The organism is Pseudoalteromonas sp. T1lg24 (assembly GCF_002964745.1).
Lineage (GTDB): Bacteria > Pseudomonadota > Gammaproteobacteria > Enterobacterales > Alteromonadaceae > Pseudoalteromonas > Pseudoalteromonas spongiae.
In genome coordinates this window covers 234,935-251,692 of record NZ_PQCB01000034.1, presented here as the reverse complement: position 1 = coordinate 251,692, position 16,758 = coordinate 234,935, and the positions used below count along the sequence as shown (strand labels likewise).

The window sequence follows — 16,758 nt, the reverse complement described above, 5'->3', positions numbered from 1 at the left end:
TTTTATTAGTCCGGCTCTTTAGAAAGATTCAACACCCGTTTTAAATCTAACAACACAACCATTTTTTCACCGACATTGACCAGACCATGAACAAACTCGGTATTTTCTGTATTGGTTACATCAGGCACATCGCGCGCATCAGACTCTGAAATGCTGTAAACATCTGATACTGCATCCACCACTAATCCCATAATTTTGTCGCCACTTTCTAGGTCAACTTTGACCACAATTACTACAGTGACTGAGCTATACGGCACCTGAGGCAAGCCAAATCGCGCCCGCAAATCAATAATAGGGACTATTGTGCCGCGCAGATTAATGGCACCTTTGACATAACTTGGCGAATTGGGAATTTGAGTTATTTCTTCCCAACCACGGATCTCTTGCACTGCGAGAATATCCACACCATATTCTTCATCTGCCATCATAAAAGTCAGAAACTGGCAGATATTCTCTTCTTGATTCTCTTCGCTCGATTCGAGAAGATCATTTGCTATCGCTTCCATCAAGCTTCCTCACTTTCTATCGGCTCAATTGCAAGCTCAGAAGTGCCTGCTTTTTTCAGGCCCGCTAATTTGATTAGCCCTGTAATATCAATAATTAGCGATACTCTTCCGTCACCTAGAATCGTCGCGCCAGAAACCCCTTCTACTTTCTGATAATTAGCTTCTAGGCTTTTAATAACGACTTGTTGCTGTGCCAGTAAATCGTCAACTAATAACCCGACTTTTTGGTTATCACTTTCAACGATAACCAGCAGGCCTTTATCGAGATCTTCAATTGCACCACTGTGATTAAAGATTTTATGTAGTCGTAAAATAGGAATGTATTCATCGCGTAAGCGTAAAACGTTTAAGCCGCCGCCCACGCAATTCACCATTTTCAAATCAATTTGCAATGATTCCACAATAGAAATAAGCGGAATGATGTAAGTATGTTGCGCTACAGTCACTAATTGACCATCTAAAATAGCCAAAGTAAGCGGCAGGCGAATCGTAAAGGTAGAACCAATACCTTGTTCTGAAGTAACCTCAATTGAGCCATTTAGCGATTGGATATTACGTCTTACTACGTCCATACCCACACCACGGCCAGAGATGTCACTCACTTGATCTGCAGTTGAAAAACCGGGCATAAAAATTAGCTCATTAATTTCATCATCCGATAAGTCGTCTGAATCGCTAATTAGGCCGTTTTGAATCGCTTTTTGTTTGATTTTTTGTGTATTTAAGCCAGCACCATCGTCCATAATTTCAATAACTATGTTACCGCCTTGGTGAAATGCATTAAGTGTTACGGTACCAACTCTTGGCTTTCCCGCCTCTTCCCGTTGCTCTGGTGTTTCTAGGCCATGATCCAGTGAATTTCGCACCAAGTGCACCATAGGATCTGAGATTTTTTCCATTACTGTTTTATCAAGCTCAGTTTGCTCACCAAGAAGTTTTAGTTCGACTTCTTTTCCTAGCTTTTGCGATGTGTCTCGCACTAAACGCGGAAAACGACTAAATACAAAACTGATTGGCAGCATGCGAATTCGCATCACACTTTCTTGTAAGTCACGTGTGTTATGAGCAAGTTGTGCAAGTCCTTCTTGCAAGGCCATTAATTTGTTTTCGGTAATTTCTCCTTCACCAAGCTGTGTAAGCATTGCTTGAGTGATTACCAGCTCGCCAACCATGTTAATTAGTGAGTCTACTTTATCAATACTGACTCGAATTGACGTACTTTCTGTGGAAGCACTTTTTGCAGCAGCTTTTGCTGCTGGCGCAGGTTTGTCACTTTTATTTTCAGCTGTGGGCGCTGGTGCCTCTTCAGTAACTGGCTCACTAACATCTTCTGGTTCAGATTCTATGGGATCGTCACCAAATAATCCGCCACACAAGGTGATAGTGATTTCGGCATCATCTTCAACCCATTCAAATACTTCTTTTATCGCCTCTTCACCTTTATCGGTTTCAAGGTAAAAGCACCAAGTTAAAAAACATTCGTCAGCCGCAAGGTTGTGAATATCAGGCACATCATCTAAATTTGCCGTTACGTCAAGCTGACCTAGTTCTGCCAACTCTTCAATCAAATAAATGGGTTCATTACCCGTTTTAAATAAATGATGTTGCGGCTTAAAAATCACTTCGTAGGTATCAAGTGCACCGTGCTCCACAGGTGGATTATCGTTGCTACTTTTTGTAGCAGCTGGTGTACTAGCTGGCTGTGACTCACCCGCTAAAATTGCCTCAAACTTTTCTTTTAACTGAGTTGCCGTCGTTAGGTCTGTTTCTTGATTATTTTGTAAATCACCTAACATTTCGCGCAAACAATCAACCGACTGCAAAAGCAGATTCACATGTTCGGCGGTTAATTCTCTGCTGCCTTCACGGATTTGGTCTAAAAGGGTTTCTAAAACGTGAGTAAAATCGGAAACATGTGTGAAGCCAAAGGTTCCACTTCCGCCTTTAATAGAATGCGCGGCACGGAAAATAGTATTAATCGTCTCGTTGTCTACATCACCAGGTGTGAGGTTGAGTAACTCCGATTCCATGACATCCAAACCTTCAAGGCTCTCTTCAAAGAAAACCTCAAAGAATTGGCTTAAGTCTATGCTCATGCCGCCTCCTGATTTATCGGATGACTTTTTTGATAACTGCTAATAACTGATCTGGATTGAATGGTTTTACGATCCATCCAGTGGCGCCAGCGGCTTTACCTTCGGTTTTTTTATCCAGTCCCGATTCGGTAGTAAGCATTAGCATAGGCGTAAACTTGTAGGCAGGTAGCGCTCTTAGTTCTCGAATAAGTGTAATGCCGTCCATAATCGGCATATTCACATCAGAAATGACCGCATCAAAGCTGTTGCCTTTAGCGATTTCTAACGCTTCGCTTCCGTCTTTCGCTTCTGTTACATCGAAACCGGCTTTTTTAAGCGTAAAACCAACCATTTGTCTCATTGATGCAGAATCATCAACCGCCAAAATCTTTTTCATACAGACCCCAAATTATTGTTCTGATAAGGCAAGAAAATCTTGCACTCCCAATGTTTTTGCTGCAGCAAATAACGCATCACTTTTGCCATGCCACGTAATTTGATGCTGAGTTTCCGCTAGATTTTTTTGCAACGAACAGAGTAATTGAATTGAAGCGGTATCAGCACGAGTAACCGAGGAAATATCCAGATCAATGCTCGATTGTTTCGATAATAAATCTAAGAGAGATTCTTTTAAGCTCAGAGACTGAGTTTATGACAAGCTCAGCAGGTAACTGATACATAATTTTCTTTCCTTGTTCGCTTAAAATTAAGCGTAGACCCAGAATGAAAATTTGCCAAAATAATATCGATTTAATTAAAGCTAATTAATGCGTTAGCAGATCATAAATCGATACTAATTGCTGTAGTAACCAATAATTGAGGTCAGATCTTGTGTCATTTCACTCTGATTAATTAACGGTACTTTGCCTTTGGCAAATTCAGGTTTAAAAATGGCTCTAACCGCGCCATTTGGGTCGACTAACGTGACTGATGCACTGTGGTCAACTGTGTAATTTTCCGACTCACCATCATCATGAATGGCGTACACTAAACCTAGGTTTCGAACAAATGGAAATAAATGCTTATGCTCTGCTGAAACAGCAGTAAAATCGGGGTTAAAGTAATCAATGTACAGCTTGCGTTTTTCTGCGTTATCACGCTTAGGATCAACCGATACAAACCATACATTTATGACAAAGTTAGGCGATAACTCTTTTGTTATCTGAGTTAATTTTGCCAACGTCATTGGGCAAATATCTGGGCAACTTGTATAACCTAAAAATAATAGCGTCCAGTTGCCCTTTAAGTTTTGATTAGTAACCTGTTGGCCATTTTGGTCTTGCAATACAAATGGCTTAACAATCTTAGCCTCTTGATAGAGTAATGCGTTTGTTTGCGGAGGTGATTTTGGGCCGCAACCCAAAACCATAAAGATTAAAGATGTAACAATTAATAGCTTAAATTGGCTCATTTAAATCAACCACTTATCAATAAATAGTGCGATAAATAGTATCATAAGTTGCCAAATGGAATAGATAAATAGCTTTATCGCAGACTTTTCTTTGGCAGCAAATTTTAGCTCCCAAGCACGATACATAAACACGCCATTAAGTAACACACTTATCGCTAAATAAAAGTTTCCTGACATACCAATTAAAAACGGTAAAACACAAACCAATGTCAATAAAACGCTATATAACAACACCATTGTTTTGGTGAATTCAATACCATGCGTTACAGGCAACATGGGGACTTTTGCGTTTTCATAATCTTTTTTACGATCAATGGCTAACGCCCAAAAGTGCGGTGGTGTCCAAGTGAAAATTATCATTACTAATAACCAAGGTTCTGCTGACATTGAGCCAGTTTCAGACACCCAGCCCAACAATGGCGGCATCGCGCCAGCAAAACCCCCGATCACAATATTTTGTGGCGTGCGTCTTTTTAATACCAGGGTATAAATAAACGCATAACCTACTAAAGCAACTAAGGTAAGCCAAGCGGTCAGCCAATTTGCGTAAGCAACTAACATGCAAAACCCAATAACTAACAGCGTCATTGAAAAGACAAACGCCTGACGATTTGTCACACTGCCAGTTGCGACTGGACGCGAGTCGGTTCGCTTCATTTTTTTATCTATATCGCTATCAACAATATGGTTAATCACCGCAGCGCTACTGGCTAATAATGCGATACCTACTATGGTTAACATCTGCTCTAGCAAGCTTCGCCCAACGTGGGGTGCCAAACCTTGTCCAACCACAGCGGTAAGCGCTAGCAACATCACAACTTTGTGCTTACAAAGCACTAAGTATTCATGAACTTTAGCGCTTAGTGAGCGCTGAAATTGTAAAACATAACTGGTCATAGTTTACTCCCTAGCACTTGCTTTTAATGAGATATGCAAGCCGAACGCAACTTAAAAGTAGCAATAATGCTGTCATATTATGAATAAGCGCAATATTGAGCGGGATATGCATCAAAATTAAGCTAACACCCAGCGCAATCTGACAAAGCAACACCACCCAAATATGATAAACAGCTCGTTTTATTATTGTTGAATAACAGTCTTTTAGAATTTTAAAACCAGCCCAAAGCACGACAAACGTGGTAACCATTGCCCAAATGCGATGGAGAAAATGAATCGACATACGCGCTTCAGCCGACAACACCCCAAACTCATAACTGGCGTGATCATTCGGTAATTGGAAAATACTCGTAAATGAAAAACGCTCAAATGTATTAGCGCCGCACAAAGGAAAATCTGCACAATGTGACGCCGCGTAATTTGCCGCTAACCATCCACCTAATGCAATCTGCGAAACAACAAAGCTCAAAGCGATTATTGCCAAACCATAATGAGGTTTTGCGCCCGAATCTCCACCAGGTATGCGCTCTGTGGTAAGCCTGATATAGAGCAAGAACAACAAGCTCATAATCGTAAAGCCACCGAGCAAATGCCCCATAACGATGAGCGGCTGTAAGTTCATAGTGACTGTTAACATGCCTAACGCAGCTTGAAATACGACTAGCCCCAAAATTAGTAACGGTAGCTTCACTGGCGCTAATCGGTGTTGCCGTTGCTTAAATGCCATTATCGCAATAAGCAAAATAATGATACCCAGCGTGCCAGCAAAATAGCGATGGATCATTTCTTTCCACGCTTTTCCTTGATCGACTTCATGTGTTGGAAAATGTGTTTCGACTTTTTCTAGCTCATGCACTTCATTTGGCACTGTTAAAAAACCATAACACCCTGGCCAATCAGGGCAGCCTAAGCCCGAGTCGCTAAGTCGTGTATACGCGCCCAATCCCACCACAATAAATGCAAAAACACAGCCAAACAGTACAATTTTATGATATTGATTCATTCGCGCCTCCTATGCTCTGCTGCGGCTATAATTGAGCAGTTTTTTAAGGTCTTTTATAAGCCCGCGTTTCATATTATTGTCTGACTGAAGCTGATAATTAACGGGATACTCAAGCACTATTAAACCGTGATGATCGACTAAATAAATTGCATCTGATTCAATAGCAAGAGTTTGATTTTCAAGTTGTGTAACAACATTTTCATGTGCAGTTAAATTGGTCAGCTGCAATGCCTGCTGGCTGCTCGAAAGGGAAAATGCCCCCACATATAAATTATGTTTACCAAGCACATCAAACACATTTTTAATTAGTTGTTTTCGAGTTTCGCAATGTTGCGTACAAACCTCTTCCGATAAAGTAACGAGCGACCATTTAAGTTGAGATTCCGCTGGCCACTTTTCAATTTTTTGTTCATTTTCAACAAAATGTCCGAAATTAGTTTGTGCGGGCTCAAGCCAATCAAACTTTAACGCCAAAAAAGCAGTTAACGCTGGCGCTAAAAAACAAATAATAAAAAGTCCAAGAGTCTTATTCATGTGCACTTCCTTTTCGATACATAACCGCACCAATCACAACCGCAGCGAGAGCGAGTAAAATCCACTGCAAGGCGTACGCTTTGTGTTTATCTGGCGACATATTAATAACTTGGTAATGAAATTCGCCCAGCGCACTGTCCGGCTGCGCGTAAAGAATATATGGCGCGAATGGCTGCTGGAGCGCACTTGCTGCAAACTCTGGCGTAATGTATTGCAACCGTTGTCCTTGGCGTAATTCAAGATCATTTGATACCAAGTTGAAGCTGGTAAAGTTACCAACCTTTAATAATGCGGTGAGTGTTAGTTGCTGCGGCAAGCTTACTTCTGGTAATTGATCTCGATTTAATGAGCCCGCAAACCAGCCAAGGTTAACCAGCCACCAGCGTGAAGAGTTTTTTGGTTTCACGGCAACGATCAAGTCGTAACCAAAACGGCCATTAACCACTTGGTTATCAAGCCACCAAAACTGTGAAGAGACTTCGCCTGATAGGGATACTTTGAGTCCCGTTGCAAGCCAATCGCTTGGTAAACTAGTTAGCTGATACCAAGGTATAACTCCTTGTTGGCTAAGCTGATCTAGTTTTTTAATAATCGTTATTTTTTGCTGTGATCTTTGATACTGCCACACAGCTAAACTCGCGCATATTAATGCGACAGTTGTTGTACACACTAGCAGAGTGATGCTTTTTGCACTATTCTGGATTAACCGCATATAGCAAACTCCCTAAACTTATGTTGATAAAATTAATTATCGTATTCTTATTGTTCTACATCGTTTTTAGTTTGTTTAAAGCACTGTTTTGTATGCTTAAAAGCGACGCTGCTGCAAACTCTATGTCCCATTATTTAGGGCGTCGAGTGTTATTTTCTGCACTTGTTCTGATGATTATTTTGCTGGCAATGCTGTTTGGCATCATCACACCAAACAGCAATCCTTATATTGTTGGTTAGTGGTTATTGACATTTAAAGTACGTAAACAAAGACAAACAAACACAACCATACAACGTCAACAAAATGCCAATACCAAGCTGCAGCTTGGAAAGCAAAGTGCTTTTCTTCACTAAAGTGCCCTTTTAAAATTCGGATAAATACGACAAGTAAAATGAGCGTGCCTAACGTGACATGCATGCCGTGAAAGCCAGTTAGCAAAAAGAACGTATTGCCATATATACCTGAGTCCAGTGTTAAACCTAGATCTTGATATGCATGAACGTACTCCTCACCCTGTAGCGCTAAAAATATCGCCCCTAAAGCAATAGTAAAACCAAGCATTGCCTTTAACTGCGTGCGTTTTCCATGCTCAATTGCGGTGTGTGCAAAATGCAAAGTCACCGATGAGGTTAAAAGAATAATAGTGTTGATAAGTGGTAAACCTTGCCAACCCATTACTTGCGTTTCTGTACCACCTGGCGTACTAACTAAAGGCCACACGGCTTCAAATGAAGGCCATAGCACCTCGTTTGTCATCGCGTTATTGCTATCACCACCGAGCCACGGTACAGCAAATGTACGGGCATAAAATAGCGCTCCAAAAAATGCCATAAAAAACATCACTTCAGAGAAAATAAACCACGCCATCCCCTGTTTAAACGAGCGGTCCATTTGCGATGAATAAAGCCCACCTTGAGACTCATCAATCACATTTTTAAACCAACCAAACAGCATATAAAGTAAAACCGCAATGCCTAAGATTAAAATGTGAAAACCAAAACCACCTTGCTGTTTAGCAGTTTGCATTACCGCTAAGCCAGCTCCAATGGCAATTAAGAACAGAGCAACAGCACCCACAATCGGCCATTGGCTTTGCTCAGGTACATAATATTTTTCATATTGAGTTTTCATTGACTAACTCTCCATCGCGCTTGCTATTGCTTGCAACTTTACCTTCAACATCTGCTGTAATATCGTAAATGGTGTACGACAAGGTCACTTCATGAATATCATTTGGCAAGGTTTCGTCGAGGTAAAAGAGCAATGGCAAATCCGCTGAGCCTTTGCTTGTCAGCGGCTGTTGATTAAAACAAAAGCAAGACACTTTATGTAAATATTTAGCCGCCCGACCTGGTGCTACTGACGGTACGGCTTGCATTATCTTGTTGCTACTCGAAAGGTTTTGCGCAATAAACTCTATGCGCTCCATTTCACCCGGGCTAACGTCAACACTGTAGCGTTTAGCTTTGACTTTAAACGGTGCGCCAGCTTGCGCGTGTGTGATAAATGTAACGCGTACACTGCGCGATTCATCACTTTGTGCACTCACTTGAGCCTGCTCCATATTAGGTTTTCCATTCAATCCTGTGATATCACAGAAAACGTCATAAAGTGGCACCAGCGCAAAGGCAAACGCAAACATTAATAAACTGGTTAAGATTAGCTTTTTGAGTAGCTTAACGTTATTCATTACTTCACTTCCGGCGGCTCAGAGAACGTATGATAAGGTGCAGGCGATGCAACTTCCCACTCCAACCCTTCAGCCCCATCCCACACTTTGGCAGGTACTTTTTCGCCACCCTTTGCACACTTATAAACAACGGCAACAAAAAGTAATTGAGATAAACCAAAGGCAAAGCCACCAACACTGATCAATGCATTAAAATCAGCAAACTGCAGTGCATAGTCAGGAATACGTCTCGGCATACCGGCTAAGCCCACGAAATGCATTGGGAAGAACAGAATGTTTACGCTAATTAGTGATAACCAGAAATGGGTTTTAGCAAGACCAATGTGATACATGTTGCCTGTCCACTTTGGTAACCAATAATAAGCCCCTGCCATTATCGAGAATACAGCCCCCGTTACTAACACATAGTGGAAATGAGCAACCACAAAGTAAGTATCGTGATACTGAAAATCGACCGGTGTTATTGCTAGCATCAATCCAGAGAAACCACCTAAGGTGAATAACACAATAAACGCGATGGAAAACAGCATCGGTACTTCAAAGCTAATCGAGCCACGCCACATTGTCGCTACCCAGTTGAAAACTTTAACCCCCGTAGGCACAGATATCAGCATGGTGCTATACATAAAGAACAACTCCCCCGCCAATGGCATGCCAGTGGTAAACATGTGGTGCGCCCATACAATAAACGACAAAAACGCGATCGATGCTGTGGCATACACCATTGAGGCATAACCAAACAGTTTCTTACGTGAAAACGCTGGAATAATCGTCGAGATAACACCAAACGCCGGTAAAATCATGATGTAAACTTCAGGGTGCCCGAAAAACCAGAAAATATGCTGGAACATTACAGGGTCACCACCACCTGCCGCGTTAAAGAAATCTGTGCCAAAGTACTTATCAGTTAGCACCATAGTCACTGCACCAGCAAGTACCGGCATCACCGCAATTAATAAAAATGCGGTAATTAACCACGTCCATACAAACAGCGGTAATTTCATATACGTCATGCCCGGTGCACGCATATTCACTATGGTTACAATTACATTGATTGCCCCCATAATTGAGCTAATGCCCATAATATGCACAGCGAAGACGAATAGTGCCGTATTATCATTGCTGTATGTGGTTGATAGTGGGGCATAGAACGTCCAACCAAAAGCTGGGCCGCCGCCTTCCATAAATAACGACATAAGCAGAATGAAAAACGCAAATGGTAAAATCCAAAAACTCCAGTTATTCATGCGCGGTAGTGCCATATCTGGCGCGCCAATCATCATAGGGATCATCCAGTTTGCCAAGCCAGTAAACGCAGGCATAACTGCACCGAAAACCATGATTAAGCCATGAACTGTAGTCATTTGGTTAAAAAAGTGTGGCTCTACAAATTGTAAGCCTGGTTGAAATAATTCGGCACGAATAACCAGTGCCATTGCGCCACCCGTTAAAAACATTAACAGAGCGAATAACAGATAAAGCGTACCGATATCTTTATGGTTAGTTGTAAATAACCAACGTTTTAAACCTGTTGGCGCATGATGGTGGTGATGAGATTCAGCTAGTGTTGTCATTATTGTGCTTCTCCCACAGATTCTTGAATATCACTTGGTTGCACTGAATCGCCAGTGTTGTTACCCCAAGCATTTCGCTCATAGGTCACTACTGCCGCTAATTCTTTTAGTGACAACATTTTGCTATAGCCTTGCATTGCTGTTGCTGGCTTGCCATGAACCACAATATCGATATGTGCTTTAACATCGCCAAGTGCTATAGGGCTCTCTTTTAGCGCTGGGAACACACCTGGCAATCCCATCCCAGTAGGTTGGTGACACGCAGCACAATTAGCCATATACACTTGTTCTCCTAGCGTCATTAGCTCATCTTGAGATAATGTAAGATCAAGTGACGCTTTTTCGGCGGCCGCCGCTTGCGCTTTTTCAAGCTGCGCATTTGCCAACCACTGTTCAAATTCAGCAGGCTCTTTAACTTCAACAACCACAGGCATAAAGCCATGGTCTTTTCCGCATAACTCAGCACACTGACCGCGATAAATACCGGTCTCATTGACCTTAGTCCACGCTTCGTTAATAAAGCCTGGGTTCGCATCTTTTTTAACCGCGAACTCAGGTACCCACCAAGAGTGAATTACGTCGTCCGAAGTCATTAAAAAGCGTACTTTTTTTCCTTTTGGGATAATAAGCGGTTTATCAACATCTAACAGGTAGGTTTCTGTTTTTTGGTCTTGATTGGTGATTTGTTCACGCGGAGTCGAAAGAACAGAATAGAACGACACATTGTGGTCAAGATATTCATAATGCCACTTCCATTGTGACCCTGTAACTTTAATCGTAAGGTCAGCTTTGGTGGTGTCTTCCATGGCAATCAAGGTTTTGGTTGCAGGCACCGCCATACCTATCAAAATTACAAATGGAATTGCGGTCCAAAGTATTTCAATTTTGGTACTTTCATGAAATTGAGCAGGCACTGCTCCTTTTGATTTACGGTGATGGATTATTGCCCAAAACATAATGGCAAATACTACTAATCCAATAACGCAACAGATATAAAAAATTGTCATATGGAGCTCGTAGACATCACGGCTGATGTCTGTCACCCCAACAGGTAAGTTATATTGACTCGTCCCAACTGCTAAAAAAGGAAAGCTCAATAGTAACCATAAGGATAGTTTCACTAGCCTCATGCTCGCTCCTTAGCTAATTATTATTATGTTGTTAGGAAATGGTCAGTGAAAGTTTTAGCGATTAAATCGCACGACGCACTACAGCATCACTCCATTTTCTTTATTATATTTGTTTTCTAAAAGCCGCACTTTGCTTAAAAAGAAAACAAGGTTACTACTAAGGTCTAGTAAACGATTAAATTTTACGCAAGTCAAATTTAAGATAAATTTTTTATAAATCTATAAGTTAGCGATTTTTGAAGATGTAAAAACAGAAGGGGTTATAGTAAGAAATAGGGTGTTTTAAAGCAGGGTGAGGCTAGCAAAATTACTCACTAGCCAAGGTCAACAAAAGTGTATTACATCCAGTCGGCATTTCTAATAACGCCAACCGCAAGGCCTTCGATATTAAAATGGTCATGCTCTAAATCGACTTTAATTGTGTCAAATTCGTCATTTTCTGCATGTAACAATACTTGTTTGCCTGCTTTTTCAAAACGCTTTACCGTTACATCTTCATCAACACGGGCTACAACCACTTGGCCATTATTAGCCACTGGCGTGCGATGAACAGCTAGCAAATCACCATCCATAATGCCGATATCCTTCATACTCTCACCACGTACACGTAGCAGGAAATCTGCACATGGGTTAAATAGGTTAGGATCAACTTGATAATGACTTTCAATGTGCTCATTAGCCAAAATAGGTGAACCTGCAGCAACTTGACCAATTAACGGTAAACCTAATTGCTCGGGTTCATCTTCTTCCACTAAACGAATACCACGGCTAGCGCCCGGCACCATTTCAATGACGCCTTTTTTGGCTAATGCTTTTAAATGCTCTTCTGCAGCGTTTGCACTTTTAAAACCGAGTGTCGATGCGATTTCTGCGCGCGTTGGCGGCATGCCAGTATCTTTAATAAATACTTTAACAAGTTCTAAGATTTGTGCCTGACGTTTTGTTAATGGTCTCATTCACTGGTTTTCCATACAGTACAGATAACTGTGAGTATATACAGTTATTCTTATTTCGCAACTTTTAATTATTTGATAATTAGCACTATGCTTAGTTACAGACGATAATTGCTGCAAATCAAAAATCATCGCAGTAAATTGCTTTATTTTTCCTCTGGCACGACCAGTTGTTTAATCTTTTAGAGTTAACTGGTATGCTAGCGCCCCTTTTGTTTTTAGGTTGGTGTTATGAAGTTGGTTGGCTCTATGATTCAGTGGTTTGCAAACGGTATGAACAAGCTTTTAGTGCGTTCGAAAATAGTACCTGAACACCCGTTAGACAACCTAGCAATAGATAAAAACAAGCCGACCGTTTACATCACATTATTAAATTCTTTTTCTGATTCAGCCGCGTTGCGCAGCACCTGTAAAAAGCTCGGCTTACCAGACCCTCAAGTCACTCAGCAAATTGGTGATAAACAAGTTCCAAGGTACATTCCAATTCACCATCGCTCGCCACTGTTTGGTAAAGCAAAAAAAGACAGTCCAGCGCTCGAAATCAGCGAAGAAATATTTGCAGCATTAAAGCAATCTGACGTTACCGATTTACAAGTTATTCCGGTCACCATTTTATGGGGACGCAATCCAGGCAAAGAAAAGCCAGGCCTTGGCACTATTTTATCCAGTTCTCTTACACCAAGCTGGTTGCGTAAAGTATTTGTCGTATTACTGTCTGGCCGCGACAACTTAATTCGTTTTAGTCGTCCATTAGAACTATCGCAGCTTACCAGCAAGCAACAAAGTGATGACTTACCGCATAAACTCATTCGTGTTGCCCGTGTCCACTTTAAACGTCAGAAACTTGCTGCGCTTGGCCCTAAACTGCCATCTCGCGATCAGTTATATCAAGGTCTTTTAGCATCAAGCACTGTCAAAGCCGCGATTGAAGATGAAGCAAAAAGTAAAAACATCTCAATTGTAGAAGCGCGACAAAATGCCATAAAACTAGTTGATGAAATTGCTGCCAACTATAACGAATCAATGATCGGGGTTTCTGAACGCATTCTGACGTGGCTGTGGACCAAACTATACAACGGTATTGAAGTAAATAACCCGGAACGAATTCAAGAGCTGACCGACAAAGGCCACGAAATTATCTATATGCCGTGCCACCGCAGCCATATGGATTACTTATTACTCACTTATGTTATTTACCATCAAGGTTATGTGCCACCACATATTGCAGCAGGTATAAACTTAAGTTTTTGGCCTGCAGGCCCAATATTTAGACGCTGTGGTGCCTTTTTCTTGCGCCGCTCATTCAAAGGCAACAAGCTTTATTCCGCAGTATTCCGTGAATATTTAAGTCAGTTATTTATAAAAGGCTACGCAGTTAAGTTTTATACCGAAGGCGGCCGCAGCCGAACTGGCCGTTTGCTTCCACCTAAAACCGGTATGTTAGCGATGACATTACAATCAATTTTGCGCGGTATTGATCGTCCAATTTCAATCGTGCCTGTATATATTGGTTACGAGCATGTAATGGAAGTTAACACCTACCTTGGTGAACTTGCTGGGCAAAAGAAGAAAAATGAGTCAGTACTGGGCGTCTTCAAAACTCTACGTAAGCTCAAGAATTACGGCAAAGGTAATGTAAATTTTGGCGAGCCAATCAATATTAATCAATACCTTACCCAGCACCAATCAAATTGGCGCGACAGCATTGCTGCAGATGAAAAGCCTAACTGGCTAACACCAATGGTAGGCAAACTTGCTGATTCAGTGATGGTCAATATCAACAATGCGGCTGCGATCAATGCCGTTACTTTAATGTCATCAATTTTGTTAAACACCGAAAAACAGGCGATGACGCGTAACGAGCTCATTGCTTGTATGACAAACTACATGAGATTGCTTGAATTAGCGCCGTACAGCAAAGATGTCAGTGTGCCAAACAAAAGCGCTGAAGAGCTGCTTGAACATGCACTCACATTAGATAAATTTGAAGTGATTACGCAAGGGCGAGTTAAAGTAATCCGTATTCAAGACACGCAAAAAGTATTATTGAACTATTACCGCAATAACGTACTGCATTTATTCGCAGTACCAAGTCTAATTAGCTCAATATTAATTAGCCAAAAACACATTTCTCGCGACCAGCTAATCAAGCAAGTTAACGCGTTATATCCACTCTTTAAACAGGAGTGGTTTATGCAACCGTATTGCGAAACGTATCTAAATGACTCACTTGAAGCCTTGAGCGGTATTGGGTTATTAACCGTTGAAAACGATGCGATTTCAGTTAACCCTAGCAGCAAGTCTCTTGCTCAGCTTAACTTGTTAGCACGTTTTATCCAGTGCACATTAATTCGCTATGCCAGCGTAATTAAATTAATTCTGGCAAGTGACAGTATTTCGCGCGACCAGCTTGAAACGCAAAGCCAAGATTTTGCACAACAGCTTGCACAGCTATTTGGTATCGATACACCAGAATTCTTCGATAAAAAAGTGTTGTCTGGCTTTATTAGCACGCTTAAGCAAAACCACATGATTGATGATTGCGAACAAGGTCGCATCACAGGCAATGAGACAACAAAACAGTTGAGTCAAATTATTCTAAAGCAGCTTAATCCAAGTATTGCCAGTGCACTTGAAGACTAGCCCTTATTGGCAATAAAAATAAAGGCGGTATACACCGCCTTTTTTATCCATATTTTCTAATCACACCTTCTTGAATCGTCGAGGCAATTAACTCACCTTTTTGATTAAAGAACTGCCCTCGCACTAACCCTCTACCACCGCTGGCAGAAGGGCTATCTACAGCATATAAAATCCATTCATCCAAACGGAATGGACGATGAAAGTACATCGCATGGTCAATGGTGGCTACTTGCATATCCGGTTGTAAAAATGACAAACCGTGCGGTTGTAACGCTGTAGGTAAAAATTCAAAATCAGACGCGTATGCCAGTAAATATTTATGTACTCGCGGGTCATTTGGCATATCGCCATTAGCTTTAAACCATACATAACGCTCAGCAAGGGTTACTTCTGGCTTAAACGGGTTTTGAAAATTAACCGGTCGCATTTCAATTGGCTTGTCACAAATAATTTTATTGCGAATTTTTTCCGGGATCAGTTCTTTGTGTTCGCGATAAACATCCAGTGACGATGGCAGTTTTTCAGGGCCTGGTACATTAGGCATCGCCGCTTGGTGAGTCACCCCCTCTTCATCCACTTGAAAAGAAGCAGTCATATAAAATATCGGCTTACCAAATTGAATCGCTTTAACTCTGCGCGTGCTAAAACTGCGGCCATCGCGAATGTTCTCTACATCATAAACAATCGGGTGATCAACATCGCCAGGTCTTAAAAAGTATGAGTGCAGCGAGTGCACTTGCCTATCTTCTGCAACGGTTTCTTTTGCAGCAGATAGCGCTTGCCCCATAACTTGACCGCCAAAAACAGCTTTAAAACCAAGATCTTGGCTAGGGCCACGATACAGCCCCTGTTCTATTTTTTCTAACTTCAGCAATGCTAAAAGATCGTTTAGTACCTGACTCATAACACTATTTCGTAATTTCCTAGTATCGCTATAATAGCAAACACCCGCCACTTTAACATTAGCGAGAATAGGTAATGCATTATTGGTTATTTAAAACAGAGCCTGACGAATTTTCTATCGACGATTTAAAAGCAAAAAATGACGAGATTTGGGATGGTATTCGCAACTATCAAGCACGTAACTTTCTCCGCGACCAAGTGGCGTTAGGCGATCTCGTATTTATCTATCACTCTAGCTGTAAACAACCCGGCATTGTTGGCATTGCTAAGGTAATTAAAACAGCCTTTGCCGATCCTTCTCAATTCGATGCGCAATCAAAATACTTTGATGCTAAAGCAACACCCGACAACCCAAGATGGATAAGTGTTACATTAGAGTTCGTTGAAAAGTTACGTATTATTCCACTCACCAAACTTAAAGCCGATCAACAATTGGCTGACATGCATTTAGTGCAAAAGGGCAGCCGACTATCAATTCAACCAGTGAGAGAATCTGAGTGGCAATATATACTCGATAATTACACTAGCAATTCAATTAAATAGCCACGTAAACGAGCAGCCAAAGAGTTTGTTTAAAGAGTGAATTGATTACCAGAGGAGTGACGTTCAGTGTGTTTCTCGCTGTTGCAATCATGAAATTGCACCACGATTTACAAGTATACAAAGTAAGCAGATCGGACTAGACAGTATTCTTTTTAATAGTTTAGTATAAGTTGTCTAATTTTTA

Annotated in this window: 18 protein-coding genes; 3 read left to right on the top strand and 15 right to left on the bottom strand. The window is 41.3% G+C overall.

All coding sequences use genetic code 11. The annotated features are described in order from the left end of the window. Nucleotides 1-5 precede the first annotated feature (5 nt). The 9 genes from C2M30_RS20650 to C2M30_RS20610 form a co-directional block, all read right to left on the bottom strand. The gene (locus C2M30_RS20650; RefSeq protein ID WP_054978221.1) at nucleotides 6-506 is read right to left on the bottom strand and encodes a chemotaxis protein CheW; all 501 of its coding nucleotides are present in this window, start codon (nucleotides 504-506) and stop codon (nucleotides 6-8) included. Further along, nucleotides 506-2,602, bottom strand: coding sequence for a chemotaxis protein CheA (locus tag C2M30_RS20645; protein ID WP_105173160.1), 2,097 nt, complete (start codon nucleotides 2,600-2,602; stop codon nucleotides 506-508). The genes C2M30_RS20650 and C2M30_RS20645 overlap by 1 nt, the downstream gene beginning before the upstream one ends. 13 nt (nucleotides 2,603-2,615) lie before the next feature. Further along, entirely contained in the window at nucleotides 2,616-2,978 is a 363-nt protein-coding gene (locus C2M30_RS20640) for a response regulator (RefSeq protein WP_010561505.1), read from the bottom strand. Between the two features lie 12 nt (nucleotides 2,979-2,990). After that, on the bottom strand, nucleotides 2,991-3,161 hold the full coding sequence (locus C2M30_RS21900; protein WP_234004814.1) for an STAS domain-containing protein: 171 nt from the start codon (nucleotides 3,159-3,161) through the stop codon (nucleotides 2,991-2,993). 213 nt (nucleotides 3,162-3,374) lie between these two features. After that, nucleotides 3,375-3,992: an SCO family protein gene (locus C2M30_RS20630; RefSeq protein ID WP_105173159.1), complete on the bottom strand. Its 618-nt coding sequence runs from the start codon at nucleotides 3,990-3,992 to the stop codon at nucleotides 3,375-3,377. Continuing rightward, nucleotides 3,993-4,889: a heme o synthase gene (cyoE, locus tag C2M30_RS20625; RefSeq protein ID WP_105173158.1), complete on the bottom strand. Its 897-nt coding sequence runs from the start codon at nucleotides 4,887-4,889 to the stop codon at nucleotides 3,993-3,995. Between the two features lie 10 nt (nucleotides 4,890-4,899). Further along, complete coding sequence (locus C2M30_RS20620) at nucleotides 4,900-5,892, bottom strand: COX15/CtaA family protein (protein ID WP_105173157.1); 993 nt, start codon at nucleotides 5,890-5,892, stop codon at nucleotides 4,900-4,902. 9 nt (nucleotides 5,893-5,901) lie between these two features. Then, entirely contained in the window at nucleotides 5,902-6,426 is a 525-nt protein-coding gene (locus C2M30_RS20615; protein ID WP_105173156.1) for a hypothetical protein, read from the bottom strand. Continuing rightward, complete coding sequence (locus C2M30_RS20610) at nucleotides 6,419-7,138, bottom strand: SURF1 family protein (RefSeq protein WP_105173155.1); 720 nt, start codon at nucleotides 7,136-7,138, stop codon at nucleotides 6,419-6,421. The genes C2M30_RS20615 and C2M30_RS20610 overlap by 8 nt, the downstream gene beginning before the upstream one ends. Before the next feature lie 20 nt (nucleotides 7,139-7,158). On the opposite strand from C2M30_RS20610, the gene C2M30_RS20605 reads away from it, so the two are divergent. Next, the gene (locus C2M30_RS20605) at nucleotides 7,159-7,377 is read left to right on the top strand and encodes a DUF2909 domain-containing protein (protein ID WP_105173154.1); all 219 of its coding nucleotides are present in this window, start codon (nucleotides 7,159-7,161) and stop codon (nucleotides 7,375-7,377) included. Nucleotides 7,378-7,390: 13 nt separating this feature from the next. On the opposite strand, the gene C2M30_RS20600 is transcribed toward C2M30_RS20605, so the two are convergent. The 5 genes from C2M30_RS20600 to lexA all read right to left on the bottom strand — a co-directional run bounded on the left by C2M30_RS20600 (nucleotide 7,391) and on the right by lexA (nucleotide 12,488). Next, a complete protein-coding gene (locus C2M30_RS20600; protein ID WP_054978228.1) occupies nucleotides 7,391-8,269 on the bottom strand; it encodes a cytochrome c oxidase subunit 3 in 879 nt (292 codons plus the stop codon). Continuing rightward, entirely contained in the window at nucleotides 8,253-8,828 is a 576-nt protein-coding gene (locus tag C2M30_RS20595) for a cytochrome c oxidase assembly protein (RefSeq protein WP_010561496.1), read from the bottom strand. Before C2M30_RS20595 ends, C2M30_RS20600 begins: the two co-directional genes overlap by 17 nt. After that, nucleotides 8,828-10,402, bottom strand: a complete 1,575-nt coding sequence (ctaD, locus tag C2M30_RS20590; protein ID WP_010561495.1) for a cytochrome c oxidase subunit I — start codon at nucleotides 10,400-10,402, stop codon at nucleotides 8,828-8,830. Before ctaD ends, C2M30_RS20595 begins: the two co-directional genes overlap by 1 nt. Further along, nucleotides 10,402-11,532, bottom strand: a complete 1,131-nt coding sequence (coxB, locus tag C2M30_RS20585; protein WP_105173153.1) for a cytochrome c oxidase subunit II — start codon at nucleotides 11,530-11,532, stop codon at nucleotides 10,402-10,404. Before coxB ends, ctaD begins: the two co-directional genes overlap by 1 nt. 338 nt (nucleotides 11,533-11,870) lie before the next feature. Further along, nucleotides 11,871-12,488 carry a transcriptional repressor LexA gene (gene lexA, locus C2M30_RS20580; RefSeq protein WP_054978231.1) on the bottom strand — a complete coding sequence of 206 codons (618 nt, stop codon included), beginning with the start codon at nucleotides 12,486-12,488 and terminating at the stop codon, nucleotides 11,871-11,873. Nucleotides 12,489-12,716: 228 nt separating this feature from the next. On the opposite strand from lexA, the gene plsB reads away from it, so the two are divergent. Then, nucleotides 12,717-15,128 carry a glycerol-3-phosphate 1-O-acyltransferase PlsB gene (gene plsB / locus C2M30_RS20575; protein ID WP_105173152.1) on the top strand — a complete coding sequence of 804 codons (2,412 nt, stop codon included), beginning with the start codon at nucleotides 12,717-12,719 and terminating at the stop codon, nucleotides 15,126-15,128. A gap of 43 nt (nucleotides 15,129-15,171) precedes the next feature. Here plsB and tesB read toward each other — a convergent pair whose 3' ends face one another. Beyond that, nucleotides 15,172-16,032 carry an acyl-CoA thioesterase II gene (tesB, locus tag C2M30_RS20570; protein ID WP_010561491.1) on the bottom strand — a complete coding sequence of 287 codons (861 nt, stop codon included), beginning with the start codon at nucleotides 16,030-16,032 and terminating at the stop codon, nucleotides 15,172-15,174. 74 nt (nucleotides 16,033-16,106) lie between these two features. Between tesB and C2M30_RS20565 the strand changes: the two genes are divergently transcribed. Next, nucleotides 16,107-16,574: an EVE domain-containing protein gene (locus C2M30_RS20565; protein ID WP_105173151.1), complete on the top strand. Its 468-nt coding sequence runs from the start codon at nucleotides 16,107-16,109 to the stop codon at nucleotides 16,572-16,574. Nucleotides 16,575-16,758: the final 184 nt, after the last annotated feature.

Excerpts from the sequence above, each read along its gene's own strand:
- C2M30_RS20630 (WP_105173159.1), bottom strand. The coding sequence starts at position 3,992 with ATGAGCCAATTTAAGCTATTAATTGTTACATCTTTAATCTTTATGGTT.
- C2M30_RS20645 (WP_105173160.1), bottom strand. The coding sequence starts at position 2,602 with ATGAGCATAGACTTAAGCCAATTCTTTGAGGTTTTCTTTGAAGAGAGC.
- C2M30_RS20605 (WP_105173154.1), top strand. The coding sequence starts at position 7,159 with ATGTTGATAAAATTAATTATCGTATTCTTATTGTTCTACATCGTTTTT.
- ctaD (WP_010561495.1), bottom strand. The coding sequence starts at position 10,402 with ATGACAACACTAGCTGAATCTCATCACCACCATCATGCGCCAACAGGT.
- cyoE (WP_105173158.1), bottom strand. The coding sequence starts at position 4,889 with ATGACCAGTTATGTTTTACAATTTCAGCGCTCACTAAGCGCTAAAGTT.
- plsB (WP_105173152.1), top strand. The coding sequence starts at position 12,717 with ATGAAGTTGGTTGGCTCTATGATTCAGTGGTTTGCAAACGGTATGAAC.
- C2M30_RS20595 (WP_010561496.1), bottom strand. The coding sequence starts at position 8,828 with ATGAATAACGTTAAGCTACTCAAAAAGCTAATCTTAACCAGTTTATTA.
- tesB (WP_010561491.1), bottom strand. The coding sequence starts at position 16,032 with ATGAGTCAGGTACTAAACGATCTTTTAGCATTGCTGAAGTTAGAAAAA.
- C2M30_RS20615 (WP_105173156.1), bottom strand. The coding sequence starts at position 6,426 with ATGAATAAGACTCTTGGACTTTTTATTATTTGTTTTTTAGCGCCAGCG.
- lexA (WP_054978231.1), bottom strand. The coding sequence starts at position 12,488 with ATGAGACCATTAACAAAACGTCAGGCACAAATCTTAGAACTTGTTAAA.
- coxB (WP_105173153.1), bottom strand. The coding sequence starts at position 11,532 with ATGAGGCTAGTGAAACTATCCTTATGGTTACTATTGAGCTTTCCTTTT.
- C2M30_RS20650 (WP_054978221.1), bottom strand. The coding sequence starts at position 506 with ATGGAAGCGATAGCAAATGATCTTCTCGAATCGAGCGAAGAGAATCAA.
- C2M30_RS20600 (WP_054978228.1), bottom strand. The coding sequence starts at position 8,269 with ATGAAAACTCAATATGAAAAATATTATGTACCTGAGCAAAGCCAATGG.
- C2M30_RS20620 (WP_105173157.1), bottom strand. The coding sequence starts at position 5,892 with ATGAATCAATATCATAAAATTGTACTGTTTGGCTGTGTTTTTGCATTT.
- C2M30_RS20640 (WP_010561505.1), bottom strand. The coding sequence starts at position 2,978 with ATGAAAAAGATTTTGGCGGTTGATGATTCTGCATCAATGAGACAAATG.
- C2M30_RS20565 (WP_105173151.1), top strand. The coding sequence starts at position 16,107 with ATGCATTATTGGTTATTTAAAACAGAGCCTGACGAATTTTCTATCGAC.
- C2M30_RS20610 (WP_105173155.1), bottom strand. The coding sequence starts at position 7,138 with ATGCGGTTAATCCAGAATAGTGCAAAAAGCATCACTCTGCTAGTGTGT.